This is a genomic window from Poriferisphaera corsica, from assembly GCF_007747445.1.
GTDB classification, from domain to species: Bacteria; Planctomycetota; Phycisphaerae; order Phycisphaerales; family Phycisphaeraceae; genus Poriferisphaera; species Poriferisphaera corsica.
Genome location: NZ_CP036425.1, coordinates 2,141,034 through 2,156,305, shown reverse-complemented (window position 1 = coordinate 2,156,305; position 15,272 = coordinate 2,141,034). Strand labels below are relative to the sequence as shown.

Annotated in this window: 18 protein-coding genes; 8 read left to right on the top strand and 10 right to left on the bottom strand. The window is 52.0% G+C overall.

The window, feature by feature from the left end; translation table 11 throughout:
* Positions 1–25: 25 nt before the first annotated feature.
* The 3 genes from thiL to yacG are packed head-to-tail and all read left to right on the top strand — an operon-like array spanning position 26 to position 1,716.
* Positions 26–979 (top strand): thiamine-phosphate kinase, encoded by a 954-nt coding sequence (gene thiL / locus KS4_RS08890; RefSeq protein WP_234698787.1) that lies wholly within the window; start codon positions 26–28, stop codon positions 977–979.
* The gene (gene tsaE, locus KS4_RS08885; RefSeq protein WP_200761103.1) at positions 976–1,494 is read left to right on the top strand and encodes a tRNA (adenosine(37)-N6)-threonylcarbamoyltransferase complex ATPase subunit type 1 TsaE; all 519 of its coding nucleotides are present in this window, start codon (positions 976–978) and stop codon (positions 1,492–1,494) included. Before thiL ends, tsaE begins: the two co-directional genes overlap by 4 nt.
* Positions 1,495–1,521: 27 nt before the next feature.
* Positions 1,522–1,716 carry a DNA gyrase inhibitor YacG gene (gene yacG, locus KS4_RS08880; protein ID WP_145077160.1) on the top strand — a complete coding sequence of 65 codons (195 nt, stop codon included), beginning with the start codon at positions 1,522–1,524 and terminating at the stop codon, positions 1,714–1,716.
* A 101-nt stretch (positions 1,717–1,817) separates the two neighbouring features.
* On the opposite strand, the gene KS4_RS08875 is transcribed toward yacG, so the two are convergent.
* A complete protein-coding gene (locus KS4_RS08875) occupies positions 1,818–2,309 on the bottom strand; it encodes a Fur family transcriptional regulator (protein ID WP_145077158.1) in 492 nt (163 codons plus the stop codon).
* 191 nt (positions 2,310–2,500) lie between these two features.
* On the opposite strand from KS4_RS08875, the gene KS4_RS08870 reads away from it, so the two are divergent.
* Entirely contained in the window at positions 2,501–3,826 is a 1,326-nt protein-coding gene (locus KS4_RS08870) for a homoserine dehydrogenase (RefSeq protein ID WP_145077156.1), read from the top strand.
* Between the two features lie 182 nt (positions 3,827–4,008).
* On the opposite strand, the gene KS4_RS08865 is transcribed toward KS4_RS08870, so the two are convergent.
* Positions 4,009–4,383, bottom strand: a complete 375-nt coding sequence (locus KS4_RS08865; RefSeq protein ID WP_145077154.1) for a hypothetical protein — start codon at positions 4,381–4,383, stop codon at positions 4,009–4,011.
* 149 nt (positions 4,384–4,532) lie between these two features.
* Between KS4_RS08865 and KS4_RS08860 the strand changes: the two genes are divergently transcribed.
* Complete coding sequence (locus tag KS4_RS08860) at positions 4,533–5,837, top strand: Glu/Leu/Phe/Val family dehydrogenase (protein WP_145077151.1); 1,305 nt, start codon at positions 4,533–4,535, stop codon at positions 5,835–5,837.
* 328 nt (positions 5,838–6,165) lie between these two features.
* Here KS4_RS08860 and nadD read toward each other — a convergent pair whose 3' ends face one another.
* The 3 genes from nadD to KS4_RS08845 form a co-directional block, all read right to left on the bottom strand.
* A complete protein-coding gene (nadD, locus tag KS4_RS08855; protein WP_145077148.1) occupies positions 6,166–6,807 on the bottom strand; it encodes a nicotinate (nicotinamide) nucleotide adenylyltransferase in 642 nt (213 codons plus the stop codon).
* A gap of 20 nt (positions 6,808–6,827) precedes the next feature.
* Positions 6,828–7,568, bottom strand: a complete 741-nt coding sequence (locus KS4_RS08850) for a 5'-methylthioadenosine/S-adenosylhomocysteine nucleosidase family protein (RefSeq protein ID WP_145077146.1) — start codon at positions 7,566–7,568, stop codon at positions 6,828–6,830.
* A gap of 331 nt (positions 7,569–7,899) precedes the next feature.
* A complete protein-coding gene (locus KS4_RS08845; RefSeq protein ID WP_145077144.1) occupies positions 7,900–8,898 on the bottom strand; it encodes a D-2-hydroxyacid dehydrogenase in 999 nt (332 codons plus the stop codon).
* Positions 8,899–8,975: 77 nt separating this feature from the next.
* Here KS4_RS08845 and KS4_RS08840 point away from each other — a divergent pair, with 77 nt between their 5' ends.
* From KS4_RS08840 to KS4_RS08830, 3 genes are all read left to right on the top strand, one after another.
* Positions 8,976–9,596 (top strand): hypothetical protein, encoded by a 621-nt coding sequence (locus KS4_RS08840; protein ID WP_145077143.1) that lies wholly within the window; start codon positions 8,976–8,978, stop codon positions 9,594–9,596.
* A 153-nt stretch (positions 9,597–9,749) separates the two neighbouring features.
* Complete coding sequence (locus KS4_RS08835; RefSeq protein ID WP_145077141.1) at positions 9,750–10,319, top strand: NADH-quinone oxidoreductase subunit C; 570 nt, start codon at positions 9,750–9,752, stop codon at positions 10,317–10,319.
* A gap of 207 nt (positions 10,320–10,526) precedes the next feature.
* The gene (locus tag KS4_RS08830; protein WP_145077139.1) at positions 10,527–11,195 is read left to right on the top strand and encodes a carbohydrate-binding family 9-like protein; all 669 of its coding nucleotides are present in this window, start codon (positions 10,527–10,529) and stop codon (positions 11,193–11,195) included.
* A 48-nt stretch (positions 11,196–11,243) separates the two neighbouring features.
* Here KS4_RS08830 and KS4_RS08825 read toward each other — a convergent pair whose 3' ends face one another.
* The 5 genes from KS4_RS08825 to KS4_RS08805 all read right to left on the bottom strand — a co-directional run bounded on the left by KS4_RS08825 (position 11,244) and on the right by KS4_RS08805 (position 15,250).
* The gene (locus KS4_RS08825) at positions 11,244–12,074 is read right to left on the bottom strand and encodes a phage holin family protein (RefSeq protein WP_145077137.1); all 831 of its coding nucleotides are present in this window, start codon (positions 12,072–12,074) and stop codon (positions 11,244–11,246) included.
* 120 nt (positions 12,075–12,194) lie between these two features.
* Positions 12,195–12,641, bottom strand: coding sequence for a monovalent cation/H(+) antiporter subunit G (gene mnhG, locus KS4_RS08820; RefSeq protein ID WP_145077135.1), 447 nt, complete (start codon positions 12,639–12,641; stop codon positions 12,195–12,197).
* Positions 12,638–13,039: a monovalent cation/H+ antiporter complex subunit F gene (locus KS4_RS08815; protein ID WP_145077134.1), complete on the bottom strand. Its 402-nt coding sequence runs from the start codon at positions 13,037–13,039 to the stop codon at positions 12,638–12,640. The genes mnhG and KS4_RS08815 overlap by 4 nt, the downstream gene beginning before the upstream one ends.
* The gene (locus tag KS4_RS08810; protein WP_145077132.1) at positions 13,017–13,532 is read right to left on the bottom strand and encodes a Na+/H+ antiporter subunit E; all 516 of its coding nucleotides are present in this window, start codon (positions 13,530–13,532) and stop codon (positions 13,017–13,019) included. Before KS4_RS08810 ends, KS4_RS08815 begins: the two co-directional genes overlap by 23 nt.
* Positions 13,532–15,250, bottom strand: coding sequence for a proton-conducting transporter transmembrane domain-containing protein (locus KS4_RS08805; RefSeq protein ID WP_145077130.1), 1,719 nt, complete (start codon positions 15,248–15,250; stop codon positions 13,532–13,534). Before KS4_RS08805 ends, KS4_RS08810 begins: the two co-directional genes overlap by 1 nt.
* Between the last annotated feature and the right edge of the window lie 22 nt (positions 15,251–15,272).

Genomic DNA, 15,272 nt, shown 5'->3' with positions numbered 1-15,272 from the left:
CTCTCAATCACCCTATAATACGACTATGCAAGAATTCGAACTCCTCGAAAATATCTTCAAGCAAAATGGCTCACTCCCATCCAACATCACCATTCCCCCGGGCGATGACATGGGCGCATTCACCATCGGCAACCAAACCGTTCTCGTCACAGTCGATCAACTCGCTGATGGCATCCACTTCACCCTCGAAACCACCTCCATCAAACGCATTGCCCGCAAAGCCGTCACCCGCAATCTCTCCGATGTTGCAGCGATGGGCGCAACCCCAATCGCCGCAATCTGCGCAGTCAGTTTCCCAAAATCACTTGCATCCCATCACGCTGAATCCCTCCTCGAGCACATCCGCCAAACCGGCCAAACCTTCAGTTGCCCTGTCATCGGCGGCGACATTTCCGCATGGCCCGGCAAGCTCCTGATCTCCATCACAGTCTTCGCATCCATGCAACCTCAGCACGGCTCACCCATCCTCCGTTCCACAGCACAACCCAACGATGCCCTCTACGTCGCCGGTCCCCTCGGCGGCTCCATCATCGATCACAATAATACCATTCACCATCTCGATTTCACTCCTCAGCTCGATCTCGCGCAGCACCTCGCCGCAGAGCAGGGTTCCCGCCGCCCATCTGCCATGATCGACATCTCCGACGGCCTGCTCCGCGACCTGTCTCATATCGCCAAACTCTCCAATCTCACCGCCATCATTGATGTCCCGCAAATCCCCATCTCAGATGCCGCCCTCATCGCCGCAAAAACCTCCACACACCCTCCCTATCACCATGCATTAACCGACGGCGAAGATTATCAACTCCTCTTCTCTGCCCCGCTTGACGCTTTTCCCAGCCAGCAAACCTCCTATCACGGCCACACCATCACACGCATCGGCTCACTTGTCCCACGCCACCAATCCCTTATCATGCTCAACCTCCCTGACGGCCAAACCGTCACCCCGCAGTACCTTGGATGGGAACATCATTCGTGAATCAGCAGGCCAGCGACAATACCATCACACTTCAATCTGACACCCTCGATGACACCATCGCCATCGGGCAAGCCATCGGCCAGCACGCCATCGACCTCGACATCATCGCACTCGTCGGCGACCTCGGAGCTGGCAAAACCCAATTCGTCCGCGGCCTCGCAACCGGCATGAACCTCTACCCCCATGCCGTCTCCTCACCCACCTTCGTCATCATGCATGAATACGACACCGAAGAAGGCGCCCCACTCGTCCTCGTACACATCGATGCGTACCGCCTCGAAACCAAAGACGACCTCGCATCCATCGGCTGGACAGGCGACGGCCACGACTTCCGATCCGGTGCAGTCGTCGCCATCGAATGGGCCAACCTCATCGACTGGGCTCTCGACGAACACACCCTCCTTGTCGACATCGCCCACCAAGATCCCGGCCGCAAGATCACCTTCACCCCAGGCAAACACTGGGCCAAACGTCTCCAGGAAATATCCTTCCCCAATCAAACCCTCACGCCATAACCCCACTTACACCCCTATAATCACAACATGAACGATCAGCCAGCAAAACCTAAGTCACGCAAATGCTCCAACCCCAATTGCGATCATCTCACCGATGAATCCAATCCCAACTACCCCTTCTGCTCAGACCGCTGCCGCACCGTTGATCTCGCCAAATGGCGTGATGAACTCTACATGATCTCACGCACCATCGAAGAAGATGATCTCGAAGAAGACGTATAAGTCTAATGGCGAGATAGATCTAAAATCGAATCCAACAACTTAATAAAAAACCGAGCTTCACGCTCGGCTTTTCATTCATCCTTCTTTTTTCATTCAACCAATCAACCATCCACAGCCTGCGCACCTTTTTGAGCTTCAGGCGACACACCATAAATCACAAACCGGTGCGACACCGGGTCATACCCATGCTCCTTCGCAATCCGATCCGCAATCTCACCCAATTCTTGTACCGGAAATTCAATAATCTTGCCCGTCTCAACACACACCAGATGCCCCTTCGGCTCACGCCCGAAGATCGTCCTGTAATGTGCCTGACGCGAATCGATCAAAACCTCCGAAATAATATTCGCTTCAAGCAAATGTTTCAGAGTCCGGTAGATCGTCGCCTTCGACACACGATGCTCTGCATCACGCATCTCATTTAGCAACTCATCTGCCTCGAAAACTTCTTCCTTACCCAACACCGCATCCAGTATCAACGCCCGCTCTGTTGTGAACTTCAACCCTTGCGTCTTCAGAAATCTTCTGAAAATCGCGCACACAGGCAGAATCATGTCTTTATCGTTCGCAAGCGTTTTCATATCTTTGCTCATACATACATTCTACCCGACTCCCCGCAATCCGTGTAGTGAGACACATTTAGCGCCATATCAGCCACAACAACCGCCTAAGATCCCACCTCGCCAATAACGCCTCAAACGCTTCCTCAAGTGGCAAAATCCCCCCCATATTGGTATCTTTACCCCCTCAAACAAGTACACAACGCCCCGCAAGGAGTTTCATCATGAGTGACAAACCAATCAACATCGGCATCATCGGCATGGGCACCGTCGGCGGAGGCGTGACCGAACTCTTCGCAACCCAGGCCCAAACCTACGCAAAACGCATCGGTAAGCCCGTTCAGGTCTCCAAAGTCCTCGTCCTCAACGTGGCAGAAGTCCCTGCTGACCGTAAAGAGCACATCGCCGATGGCGTCCTCACTGACAACGCAGATGATTTCTGGTCATCCGACTTCGAAATCCTCATCGAGCTTATGGGCGGCACAGGCGCAGCCTACACCTTCGTCAAAAAAGCACTCGAAGCCGGTAAACACATCGTCACCGCCAACAAAGCCCTCCTCGCAAAGCACGGCCACGAGCTCTTCGGCCTCGCACATAAAAACAATGTCTCCATCGCCTTTGAAGCATCTTGCGGCGGCGGCATCCCTTGCATCACCGCTCTCAAGTACGGCCTCATGGCCAACCAAATCGGCGGCCTCTACGGCATCCTCAACGGCACATGCAACTACATCCTCACCGAGATGACTCAGAAAAATAAAACCTATGACGTTGCTCTCAAAGAAGCACAGGAAAAAGGCTTCGCTGAAGCCGATCCATACCTCGACGTCTCCGGCGCCGACACCGCTCAAAAACTCTCCATCCTCGCATCACTCGCCTTCGGCGTACACATCGAAGGTTCACAAGTCGAACACATCGGCGTCGACATCCTCGACCTCCAGGACATCCAATTCGGTGCTGAACTCGGCTACGACATCAAGCTCCTCGGCACAGCGGAACGCAAAGAAGAGAACGGCCCGGTTTCAGTCAAGACCCAGCCATGCTTCGTTCACAAGTCCGATCTCATCGCCAACGTTCACGGCCCAATGAACGCTCTCTCCGTCTACGGCCACGCCGTCGGTCACACCATGTACTACGGTGCAGGCGCAGGTCGTTACCCAACCGCATCCGCCGTCGTCTCCGACGCACTCAACATCGCGTCCGGCTGGTACGGTGCAGCATTCGCTCAAATGAATCTCACCCCAGACTGCAATGACCCTGCAGAACTCGTAGCAAAAGAAGACATCGAGTCCCGCTACTACCTCCGCTTCAACGCACTCGACGTCCCCGGCGTCATCGCCAAGGTCACAACCATCCTCGGCAACAAAGACATCTCAATCGCAGCCGTCATGCAGCACGAATCCAACCCCGGCGAGTTCACCCCAATCGTCATCACCACCCACGACGCTAAGCAAGGCGACCTAGATTCCGCAATCACCGAGATCGAAGCGCTTAAGGAGATCGACGGCAACCTCGTCTCAATCCGCATCGCCGAATTCGCCTCCGACAGCTAACAACTGATTAGACAATCCCCCACACAAAACAAACAAACCCACATCAACCGATGTGGGTTTTCTTATAGGCATAAAACATTCACCACAAGCCCACGACCGCCGGTCGTGGGGTGTCTTGTAGATCACATATACTTTCAAATTTCTGACGATATGCCCGAATACTATCACTACCTAACCGAAGGTTAGACCTCACCCTTCATCCGCTCAAGAATATCAACCAGATTCGCAGTAAACGCGCCGCGCGGCATCACAAAATCCGCGCCCCGTTGCCTCGCACTTTCGAGCATGTCAACCAACACATGCGAGCCAAACGCAACCACCGGTATCTCAGGTGAATGAGCTTTCACAGCATCCAGCAACTTCAATCCATCCTCGCCCGTATCGAGATCCAGCATCATGCCCGACACCGGATGGTTCGGCTTCCCGTCATCCACCATGTTCAGACGATTCTCAAGCATACTCAGATTTCGCACGGGGCGGCTCACAATCCCTAGCGCCTCGGCTGTGGAACTGATCTTCGTACCAAAAATAAGGTCGTTACAGATGTAGATAATCATGATTTGATCATATCGAATTGACGATATCACTGGTAAGCGGCTATACAGTTATTTCATCATTGTGGATTAATTCGTCTAATATAAAAGACTTATAAAACCGATGATCAACCCTGATAGCCTGAAAAGTTATTGTTCGCGTGGAGTCATACATGGCAGATAAACCTGAAAGCATCATGACCGAATTGGGGTTTCGGTACGATCCCTCCGACCTCTATCAGCAGGTCATTAACGACGTGCTCCATGCGTGTCAGATCATGGACGCGCCGCGTAAGCTGCAGCTCATCCTCGCGCAGCCCAAAAACGAAATCATCATGCATTTCCCTGTCCAGATGGACAACGGCGACTACAAGCTGTTTAAAGGCTACCGCGTTCAACACAACAATATTCTCGGACCATACAAAGGCGGCATGCGTTTTCATGCAGGTGTATCACTTGATCATGTGAAATCACTGGCCGTGCTAATGACCATGAAGAATTCGCTTGTTCGCTTGCCGCTCGGCGGCGCAAAAGGCGGTGTTCAGGTCGATCCAGGATCACTAAGTACCAATGAACTCATGCGGTTATCTCGCCGCTTTGTCTCAGCGCTGGGCGATAACATCGGCCCAGATTACGACATCCCCGCACCTGATGTTGGCACGAACGCGCAAGTCATGGCTTGGATCGCAGATACATACATCAACATGACTCCAGCAACCAAGCGGTGGATGGGTCAGGCGGTGGTAACAGGCAAACCGGTTGATTTCGGCGGCTCACAAGGCCGCGAAAAAGCAACAGGGCAGGGTGTGGTTTATATCCTCGAAGAATTGATGCCAGAAATGGGATTACCGCTGAAGGATATCTCATACTCTGTGGTGGGATTTGGTAACGTGGGTTCATGGGCGGCGCGTCTGCTCCAGCCACACGGCTCGAAACTAAAAACCGTGATGGACCACACTGGCGCGATCATCAATGAGGACGGGATTGATGCGGTAAAACTCGCTGCATACGTCACGGAACATGGCGGTGTTGGCGGATATCCGGACGCTGATCCGGCGAGTGAAGATGAATTTTATAGAGCGGATGTTGATCTATTTATCCCGGCTGCGCTGGAGCAGATGATTGATGCTCGGAAAGCGGAAATGCTTAATGCGAAAGTGGTTGCGGAAGCCGCGAACGCGCCGACTACACCTCCAGGTGAGAAGGTTTTGCGTGATCGCGGGATTGCGATCCTGCCGGCTATACTTTGCAACTCAGGCGGTGTGACGGTGAGTTATTTTGAGTGGCGGCAAAACCGTCAGGCTGAATCTTGGGATGAAAAAACAGTCGATGAAAACCTGCGAAGGCACATGTACTCAGCAGCGCAACGCGTCAAGCTTGCACTACATCGCTATGAGTGTGATATGCGTACCGCAGCATACATTGCGGCGCTGGATAATATTGATCGCGTTTATAATATCCGCGGCATCTTCCCCTAATCATCAAATAGAACAATGAGAATAATCATGCAAAAACCGTGCCAAAAAGTACGGTTTTTGTTGTTTTTGTTTTTGTGCGCGCAAACTGCTCAAAATGCGATTTTGTGTCAAAAACCTGTGGGTTTTTTTGCTGTTTCTTGGCTAGTTTGAGCTGAAACTGATCAAAGTTTTGTGTTTTTCTCAATTCTTTGATTTTTTTAGTTACGGGTTAATCACTAAAAATTGAAATCTGTGCGCGCAAGTACGTTAGTCAGATGGGCAAATTCAAGTCGAAAATAACAAGTGATGAGATTAATTAAATTGCATTGCGCTAGTTACATTTGTGCGATCAATCTCGATCTTGATACAGATGATGCTGTTGAATGTAAGCAAGAACCGAAGCGGGGATTGTGCTGTTATGTGCATCTGTTTGAGATGAAGCGATTGCGTCTCGGATGTTTGTTGATGAGATGTCGAGCAAAGGGAGTTCGACGAGTCGATCTGCCCATTTAGTACGTTGCGATTCGGATAACGATTCGAGCAGTGATTGCGCGGAATCTGGCGAGCGAACCATGACGATGGGTTCGGCTATTTCTTCGATGGTTTTGTGCTGATACCACTGATCGAAGATTCGGAGTTGATCCGCTCCGAAAAGCAGACGGAAAGTCGCATGCGGTGCTAGTTGCTTGAGTTGCTGGAGCGTGTTGACGGTATAGGAAGGTTGGCCGTCGTTGGCGCGATCGATTTCAAGAGAGGCGACTAATGCATGGTTAGGCGATTCGTCAAGTGCGAGTTTGAGCATGTTCAGGCGGTGCATGGGATCGGTTTGAACTTTGTCGAGTTTATGGGGGGCGCGACCTGCAGGGATGTAGAGAACAAGGTCGGCACCAAGTTGCTCACGGACGAGTTCGGGAAGGATAAGATGCGCTTTATGGGGCGGGTCGAATGAGCCGCCGAAGACGATGATGTTTTTATAGGGGGTGAGATCCATGATGGGATTTTAGCAGAAAATCAGGCTGGTTTGAGAAGATGCTTGATTGCAGAGGCGAGGGTTTGGGTGGCTAGATTGAAGGTCTTTTGCATATAGAGCAGATCGGGCAGGTGGGTTGGGTGGAAGAGCAGGTGGGTGACGGCTGCGATGGTCTTTTGCTTCCCGGTTGATGAGTTAATCCAATCGGCTGATTCTGAGAGGAGATGATCGTCGGCGGTATCGGCGATTGCGCGGAGAATGAGGAAGGGGGTGCTGGTGGCGCGGGCGGCCTTGGCGACAGCGTAAGATTCCATGTTGGCAGCATGCGCGAGCTTGTGCTCATAGACATGGAGCTTGCTCTCTGGGGTGGAGATGATGGTGTCAGCGGTGTATTCGATCGTTTCAGTAATCGCATCAAGCTTTAATAAGTTGGGAAAAAAGTGGAGGTGCTCGATGGCGGGGCGGAGGATAACGGGGTCGTTGTGATCGTTAATGAAGGAATCGGGGATGAGCAGGTCGCCGGTTTCGAGTTCGGGATCAAGTGCGCCTGAGATGCCGAGCAAGAGTACGAGGTCAGGGGCGTGTTGTTCGATGAGTTTTGAGGTGTTGCTGAAAGCATGAGTCTGCCCGACACCAATAACGGCAGGGGTGAGATGAATGAGATTGTTGAGCGGTGTGGTTTGATTAATACAGCGGGTGGTTAGATTGAGTGCTTTAAGAATTGGGAGCATCTCGGGCTGCATGGCTGTAAGAAGCAATATGTTCTGTGGTTGCTCGGTCAAACGGGACGCGTCCTTGCTGCTTATGTTTGTAACGTGAATTTATTATCAGGGATGTGTTGAAAATCGTCCAGTCATTTTGTGGATGACGTTGTTGGGCGTAACCGTTTGGTCTTGATGTAGATGGCTATACATGTCGTGGTTGGTTTAATCCAAAATTGATTGGCGCGAGGTGTCGCGGCGGCTATAGGAAAAGGTGTTGAGTTCGTGACGAGACAAAATGAGGGGCTTTATTGTGGTTAGATCGGCGTTTAGGTTACAAACACCCTGTCACCGGTGGTGGCAGGCTTGAAAGAGAAACAGATGAAACGTGATACACGGAAATCTGCTTGGATTAGTTGACGACATTGACAGGGTTGCCGGCAAGGTAAACGCGGAGGTTGTTGGTGACGATGTCCATAAGACGGAGGCGGGATTCGCGTGTGGCCCATGCGATGTGGGGTGTGATGACAGTGCGAGGTGCGCCGATGAGCGGGTTATCAGCGGTGGGTGGTTCGGCTGACAGGACGTCAAGACCTGCACCGGCGATTTGGCCTTGCTTGAGCGCTTCGGCGAGTGCGGATTCGTCGATCAGTGGGCCGCGTCCGGTGTTGATGAGGATGGCGGATGGTTTCATGAGTTTAAGTGTTTTTTTATTGATCAGGTGATGCGTGTCTGAGGTCAGTGGGCAGTGTAGCGAGAGGATGTCTGATTGCGCGATGAGGTCTTTGAGTGGGAGGAAGTTAACGGGCAGGCCGTGTTGGGAGAAGGAGGCGGATGAGGGGCGTTCAGGGGCGAGTACGTTCATGCCAAAAGCGTGTGCGATTTTAGCGACAGTACGACCGATGGTTCCAAGGCCGACGATGCCGATGGATTTACCGGCGAGTTCGGTGGTGGGTTGAACAGTGAATGTGAAGTCAGGGCAAGCGGTCCAGTGGCCTTGATGAACGGCGAGGCCGTGCGAGGCGGTGTGGGTGAGGAGTTCGAGGATGAGTGCGAAGACGTGCTGTGCGACGGAAGGTGTGGAGTAACCTGCGGCGTTGGTGACGGTGATGCCTGCATCAGTGGCGGCTTCGAGGTCGATGATGTTGTAGCCTGTGGCGAGGACGCCGATGTATTTGAGGTTGGGGAGTTGAACAATGGTGTCGGCCGTGAAGGGTACTTTGTTGGTGAAGAGGATGGGAGCATCGTCTGCATGAGAAATGATGTCTTCCGGAAGGGTGCGTGGGTAGACGTGGATGTCGGAACCTAGTGCGGCGAGTGCGTCCCATGTGGGGTCTTGAGAGGAGGCGAGATTGCCAGGGGTATTGGGCGTGAGGGTGTGGCCATCGAGGACGATGATGCGGTCAGACATGGGTTGGCTCCTGTGGGTAGATGATTTAGGGAGGAGGAAGGTTGGTCGCATGAAGCTTGAGGGGGTATCATGCTGGAATGAAAGTATACCTAGATGATCAACTGTTGGAACTGGAAGTTAGCACGGTGGGCGATGCGGTCGAGGAAGCGAGCGATCACGCTGGGAAAACGGGGCGGATTGTGGTGGAAGTGTCGCTAAATGGTGATCAGATGAGCGGTGAGGTGCTGGATGCTGCGATGAGCAGGATCTTTGCTGATGGTGATGAGCTGAAGCTGATCTCAGCAGACACGGTGGAATTGGCGGTGGAGGTGTTGGATGAGGTGCGGGGACAGATCAGCGAAGTTCAGCAGCGACAACAAGAGGCGGCAGATCTATTGCAGCAAGACGATGCTCCGGCGGCATTGGCGGTGATCGCTGAGATTGTGGACGGCTGGTTGTGGGTGCAGCAGGGTGTTTCCCAGTCAACGAGCTTGGTGGGGCTGAGGCTGGATGAGGTGAAGGTTGAGGGCGAGCCGGTGGAGAAATATGCGGCTGAGTTGCTGAAGCAGTTGGCTGGACTGAAAGAGCTGATCATCAATCAGGATTTGATCACGATGGCGGACGCTTTGGCGTATGAGTGGCCGGAGGTTTGCGAGAAGTGGGATAAGCTGGTTTTGGGGCTGATTGAGGCGATTCAGGTGGCGGTGAAGACGGGATAATGTGGGAAAGGGGCCTGAAAACGCGAGAGGATTGGGGGCAACTTGGCAGAACGCGAGATTGCTCTACAATTTATGGCTCACGAGGGGATGCGGGGTGGGTGTGATTGCTACAGGTACTGTAATAGCTGAGAGTTAAGACGAAGCGAGAAAATCATGGCAAAGCCAAATCTTGATCATCCGACGCTGGCGCTTGTTAAGGCGCGGTTCCCGAAGGCGAAGTTGTTTGCGACGGAGTTTCGTGGGGACACAACGCTGGTCGTGGATAAGGAAAATCTGCACGCGATCATGGTGTACCTGCGTGAAGATTTTGAGTGTGAGTATGATTTTCTTTCGCATGTGACGGGTGTGGACTATTTGGGTTACCCGAAGGCTGAAGGTGGGAATGGGCCGGAGGGCCGATTTGCGGTGGTTTATATTCTGGCGAACACGAAAAAGAATATGAAACTCAATGTGAAGGTGATGCTGGATCCGAGTTTGCCTACGGATGGGATCGAAGCAGACCCGGCATTGCACGTTGATAGTGTGACGGATATTTGGGCAGGCGCGGAGTGGATGGAGCGTGAAGTGTTTGACATGTATGGGATCCGTTTTGACGGGCATCCTGATCTACGTCGCATTCTGCTCTGGGAAGATTACCCAGCCCACCCACTACGCAAAGATTATCCGGTTGAGGGCCGAGGTGAGCGTGAGAACTTCAAGGTTGTGGAACGTGAAGACGCGTAATGAGATTGTTGGGGAATAAGAAATTGAAATTGATAGCCGATCGCTGTGGTGGTCGGCTTTTTTAAAGCGTTTTGTGAAATCACTTCCTCATTGACCAGTAGGTCGTTTCATTTGACTTGCTTTTGATTACGTCAAGCTGCTGCTGGTCATTGGATTTATCGAAACGGAATATGTTCACGCAAAATGTAGTACTCGAAAGGTTTTGAGATGAAAGAATATCGGGTTGTCAAAGCGGCGGGGAAGCCGGGTTTGGATGGGGATTGGAGTGGAGCGGTGTGGGGCGGCGTGACGGCTGCGAGACTGGAGGCGTTTCATGAACGCAGTAGTGATCATCAGCCGGGGGTTGAGGTCAAGATGGTTTATGATGAGGCCGGGGTGTACGTGCATTTTCGTGTGGTTGATCAGTATGTGATTGCGAAGTATTGCGAGCGGCAGTCGTATGTTTGCCGGGATAGTTGTGCGGAGTTTTTCGTGCAGCCGATTAATGGTAAGGGGTACTTCAATTTTGAGGTGAGTTGTGGGGGACATATTCTGCTGGCGTATACGATGAAACCGCGTAAGGAAGATGTTGAGGTTTCTAATGAATGGTTAGACCAGATTGAGATTTACCATTCGATGCCGGAGCGTGTAGAGGAAGAGGTCAAAGAGGAGACGGTGTGGCAGGTGGAGTATTTTGTGCCTTGGGTATTGTTTGAGGCTTATCTGGGTGGTTGGGATGGACAGAAACCGGGCGAGGGAAAAGAAGTGACATGGCGAGGAAATTTTTATAAGTGCGCAGACGAGAGCAGTCATCCGCACTGGGGGATGTGGCAAGATGTGGGTGAGAAATTGGATTATCATCAGCCGGATAAGTTTGGACAGATTGTGTTTGAGTAAACATGAGTATGATCGTCATTGAGAATAAGGCTCGTTTCGGCGAGCTTTTTATTTTGCGCTTAAATCGCAACCGCATTCGGGGCAGGTTGATGAGGTGGAGCCGTGGAGGTTGTAGCCGCAGTCGGGGCAGGTGATGCGATATGTGATGAGATGCTGTCGGCGTTTCTGATAGAGGTAGAGGAAGTAGAGGCCGGGGCCGAATGACCAGAAGATAACGGTAAGGGAGTATATGAGGGAGAGGTATGAGCCGCGAGCGCAGTAGCAATCCATTTTGTGTGGATTGGCAGCATAGACAGCGGCGGCGATGACCGCTTCAAGAGATGAGCCAACAAAGAGAGCGCGGGTCATTTTGGTGAGCTGGGTGTATTGGTCATTTGCTCGCCAAAATTGATAGAAGATGAATGACCAGATAGACCAAATGAGGAGCATGGCGGCGGTGATGATGAGGGCAGCGAGCCAACCGAAATCGATGTAGACGGTGAAGAGTTCGAGAATGATGAAAATTAGGCCTAGTGAGAGTAGCGTGGACATGAAGGCGGCAACGATCATGGCGCGTTTCATGGGTCTTGCTGGTGTGGTGGTTGTTTGAATGAAATTTTTGCGCGGGGCGAGATACAACCATTGAAAGAAAATGATCAGGGCCCAGATAAAGAGGATGTAGGCGGTGAAATAGAGTTTTTCGAGAGATGTAATTTTAGTGCTGTCGATCAGGAAAGAGATGAGCGTGAAAATCGGTGTGAATACGACAGGGGTTTCAATTTCACTCCATACTAGAAGTGGATGGATGAGCGATAGGTAAAAGGCGGCAAGAAAGGTGATAATGGCGAGACTGAGTAACAGATGCCGCAGCTTGTAGGCTCGTTGTTTCCAGCGGGTCATGATTGCTCCATTGTATGGGCTTCATGATTATGACGCTGTAGGGAAGATTATGTTTCATTGTGCATGAAAAAAAGCTGCCTAGGACGGCAGCTTTTGGATTTAGCTCTTTGATTGATTGAGTTAGTCCATGTCGGTTGGTGCGGTTTGTGATTTTGACCATTCGTCAGTAATCGTGCCAGACCATTTGGGAGCGCCGTCTTTGAGAGCGGCTTTTGCTAATAGGTGTGAGCCGACGGGAACGGCGGCAAAAGCAAAGACAACAGTGAGAATTGCTTTGGTTGTGATGGAGAGTGTGCCGACTGCGAGGATGACACCGAGCATGAGGCCGAGAACGCCGAGGGTTGAGCATTTGGAAGCCGCGTGCATGCGGTGGAAGACATCTGGAAGGCGATAAACGCCAAGTGCGCCCACGAACATGAAGAAGAGGCCCCAGAAGAGGAAAAAGACAGCGGCGTATTCACGGATAGAAGAGAGTACAAAATCCATGAATGCATCATTGTTCATTGTGATATCTTCTGCGTGAATTACTGCTTCGTTGGCTGCAGCAATGATGGAGAGCATATTCATGAGTTGGTCTCCTTATTGTCTTTGGCGTGCATTTTTTCATCAGCGCGGGCACCGATGTATTGAGAGAATGCAACGGTTGATGCGAATCCGATGATCGCAACGCCGAGGACGACGTCGAAGTACATGGATTCGCGGGTCACGATGGTGAGGATGACGACGAGGCCGAGCACCTGCATGGAGAGGGTATCTGCTGCGAGAACTCGGTCTGCCATGTGCGGGCCTTTGAGGATACGCAGAAGGCAGAAGATGATGCCAAGAACGAGCGAAATCGTCCCGCCCCATAGGATGAGGTTGAGGAGATAGATCGCGAAGCTGTTGCTCATCTGGAAGCCATCAGCGGCGGCCTCGGCGGCTTGCGGAGCAGCGGCCAGGAGGTTAGCTAGATTTAGGTTGCTCATGTTCAGGAACACCGAACACCTCCCATAACATACGGGTTTTTAGTTCATCTAATTCACTGATAGCCTCTTTGCGATCCTGTGCATACATGCAGTGGATGTAGAGGCATTTGCCGTTGGGGTCGTTGTCATCGACGTCAGCGGATAGTGTGCCGGGGGTGAGGGTGATGGAGTTGGCGAGTGTTGTGATCTGGATATCGGTGAGTCCCTCGACGGGGTAGCGGATGATGCGTGGCGACATTTTGTAGCCGGGCGTGATGACTTCATAGGCAACTTGGAAGTTGACCTTGATGAGAATTTTCAGGAAGTAGATTGAGTAGAGGAGGAAACGGATGAGTTTGAGGAGATAGTTATCACGGCCAAGGGCGCGTGTGTAGAGTGCGATGAGGAGGGCGCCGATAATGAGGCCCATTGCGACATTTAGGAATGTCACTTCGCTGGAGAGTGCGAGCCAAATGCCAGCAAGGAGCAGGTTCATCAGGAAGAGGCTACTCATTAGTGGGCCTCCTTGTTGTATACAGCTGAGATAACTGGGATTTCACTGACAATCCCGAGGTTATCATGCAACGGGCTTGTTTTATAGATCACGTTTTTGCTGTCTTTAAGTTTTTGAGCGAATTCGGGGTTAATGAATTCGATTCTCTGTGGCGGAAGAACAGCATTGATGTAGTATTCGGGGTTGACGAGCTGATTGCCTGCTCGGTCAGCTAACTTGTAGATAGGGCCAGCACCGAAGCCGAGGAATAGTGCTAACACGACGAGCATTGAGATACCGAGGTAGCCGGAACGCGAGCTTGCGATGACCGTTTTCGCGTTGGTCTGGTGCGGATACTTCGCTGGGGTAGGATTCCAGAAACCGTATGACCAAATTTTCAACATTGAGAGAAGTGTGAGAGCACCGGTGGCCAGGCCGATGATGGAGAGCCACCAGAGGTTGTTATTCCAGCCTTCCCAGATGATGACCATTTTGCCGAAGAAGCCGGAGAGTGGTGGAAGACCGACGAGGGACATGGCTGCGACAAAGAAAAGAACAGCGAGTTTGGTATCGCGTTTGAGGAGGCCGCCAAGCTTGTCGAGGTCGTCTGTGCCTGCGTGTTTTTCCATGATGCCGCAGCATAGGAAGAGAGAACACTTCACCACCATGTGCTGAATCATGTAGAAGATGCATCCTGCGAGTGCCCAACCGGTCATGATGGCGAGGCCGAAGACCATGTAGCCGACCTGCGAGATGACGTGGATGGAGAGGATGCGGCGGATTTCATGCTGCGAGACGGCGCCGAGAACGCCTAGGAACATGGTGAATGCTGCGGAAACGGCGATGATGAGGAGCATGGTGTCGCGGGTTGCGAGTGACCCAGCGATCTCTTCAGGTACCCCTACGAGTGATTGTGCGAAAATGAGCGGGAAGGTTCTAACGACTGCATAGACACCGACTTTGGTAAGCATGCCGCCGAAAAGACCGGCGATGGAGATCGGAACGGTGTAGTAGGTATCGGGGAGCCAGAACCAAAGCGGGAAGAAGGCGCCTTTGAGTCCGAAGACGAAGAGGAACATGAGTGCGAGAGCGGTAAAGCCAGTAGGAAGGCCTTCACCAGAGTCGATTTTGGTTTTAACGATGAGGGCCATGTCCGCCATGTTGAGTGTTCCGAGCATACCGTATGCCATGCCAGCGGCGATGACGAAGACGGTGGATGCGAGGAGGTTGAGCATGACATATTTGTAGGCCTGAGCCATTTGTTTTTTAGTGGTGCCGATGGTGAGCAGGGCGTATGAAGCCATGAGCATGATTTCGAATGCGACGAAGAGGTTGAAAAGGTCACCGGTGAGGAATGAGAGGTTGACACCAAACATGAGGAGTTGGATGAGGGGATGAAAGTAGCCGTGCTCAATGTGTGATGCGTTGGTTGAATGTGAGTGGATGTATGATCCAAGTGCAACGGCGGATGCGGTGGCGAGTAGGAGACCTGAGAGGTTGTCGAAGACGATGGTGATGCCGAAAGGGGCGCTCCATTGTCCCATCTGAGAGGTATAGATAACGTTGTCTGCGTGTCCTTTGAGAAGGAAGTAGACGGCGAGTAGGAAAGTTGATGCGAAGGAGAGTGTGCCGATGACACGGCTGGGGAAGGAGCGGCCGACGAGGGGGACGCTGAGCAATCCTGCTGCGAGTGGGATGACGCAGAAAAGGATGATTAAGTTGTTAACTGAACCGGACATTGTATTTCTTCTGTAAAGTTTA

Coding starts and splice junctions, on each gene's coding strand:
- thiL (WP_234698787.1), top strand. CDS start 26: ATGCAAGAATTCGAACTCCTCGAAAATATCTTCAAGCAAAATGGCTCA.
- yacG (WP_145077160.1), top strand. CDS start 1,522: ATGAACGATCAGCCAGCAAAACCTAAGTCACGCAAATGCTCCAACCCC.
- KS4_RS08875 (WP_145077158.1), bottom strand. CDS start 2,309: ATGAGCAAAGATATGAAAACGCTTGCGAACGATAAAGACATGATTCTG.
- KS4_RS08870 (WP_145077156.1), top strand. CDS start 2,501: ATGAGTGACAAACCAATCAACATCGGCATCATCGGCATGGGCACCGTC.
- KS4_RS08865 (WP_145077154.1), bottom strand. CDS start 4,383: ATGATTATCTACATCTGTAACGACCTTATTTTTGGTACGAAGATCAGT.
- KS4_RS08860 (WP_145077151.1), top strand. CDS start 4,533: ATGGCAGATAAACCTGAAAGCATCATGACCGAATTGGGGTTTCGGTAC.
- nadD (WP_145077148.1), bottom strand. CDS start 6,807: ATGGATCTCACCCCCTATAAAAACATCATCGTCTTCGGCGGCTCATTC.
- KS4_RS08845 (WP_145077144.1), bottom strand. CDS start 8,898: ATGTCTGACCGCATCATCGTCCTCGATGGCCACACCCTCACGCCCAAT.
- KS4_RS08840 (WP_145077143.1), top strand. CDS start 8,976: ATGAAAGTATACCTAGATGATCAACTGTTGGAACTGGAAGTTAGCACG.
- KS4_RS08835 (WP_145077141.1), top strand. CDS start 9,750: ATGGCAAAGCCAAATCTTGATCATCCGACGCTGGCGCTTGTTAAGGCG.
- KS4_RS08830 (WP_145077139.1), top strand. CDS start 10,527: ATGAAAGAATATCGGGTTGTCAAAGCGGCGGGGAAGCCGGGTTTGGAT.
- KS4_RS08825 (WP_145077137.1), bottom strand. CDS start 12,074: ATGACCCGCTGGAAACAACGAGCCTACAAGCTGCGGCATCTGTTACTC.
- mnhG (WP_145077135.1), bottom strand. CDS start 12,641: ATGAATATGCTCTCCATCATTGCTGCAGCCAACGAAGCAGTAATTCAC.
- KS4_RS08815 (WP_145077134.1), bottom strand. CDS start 13,039: ATGAGCAACCTAAATCTAGCTAACCTCCTGGCCGCTGCTCCGCAAGCC.
- KS4_RS08810 (WP_145077132.1), bottom strand. CDS start 13,532: ATGAGTAGCCTCTTCCTGATGAACCTGCTCCTTGCTGGCATTTGGCTC.
- KS4_RS08805 (WP_145077130.1), bottom strand. CDS start 15,250: ATGTCCGGTTCAGTTAACAACTTAATCATCCTTTTCTGCGTCATCCCA.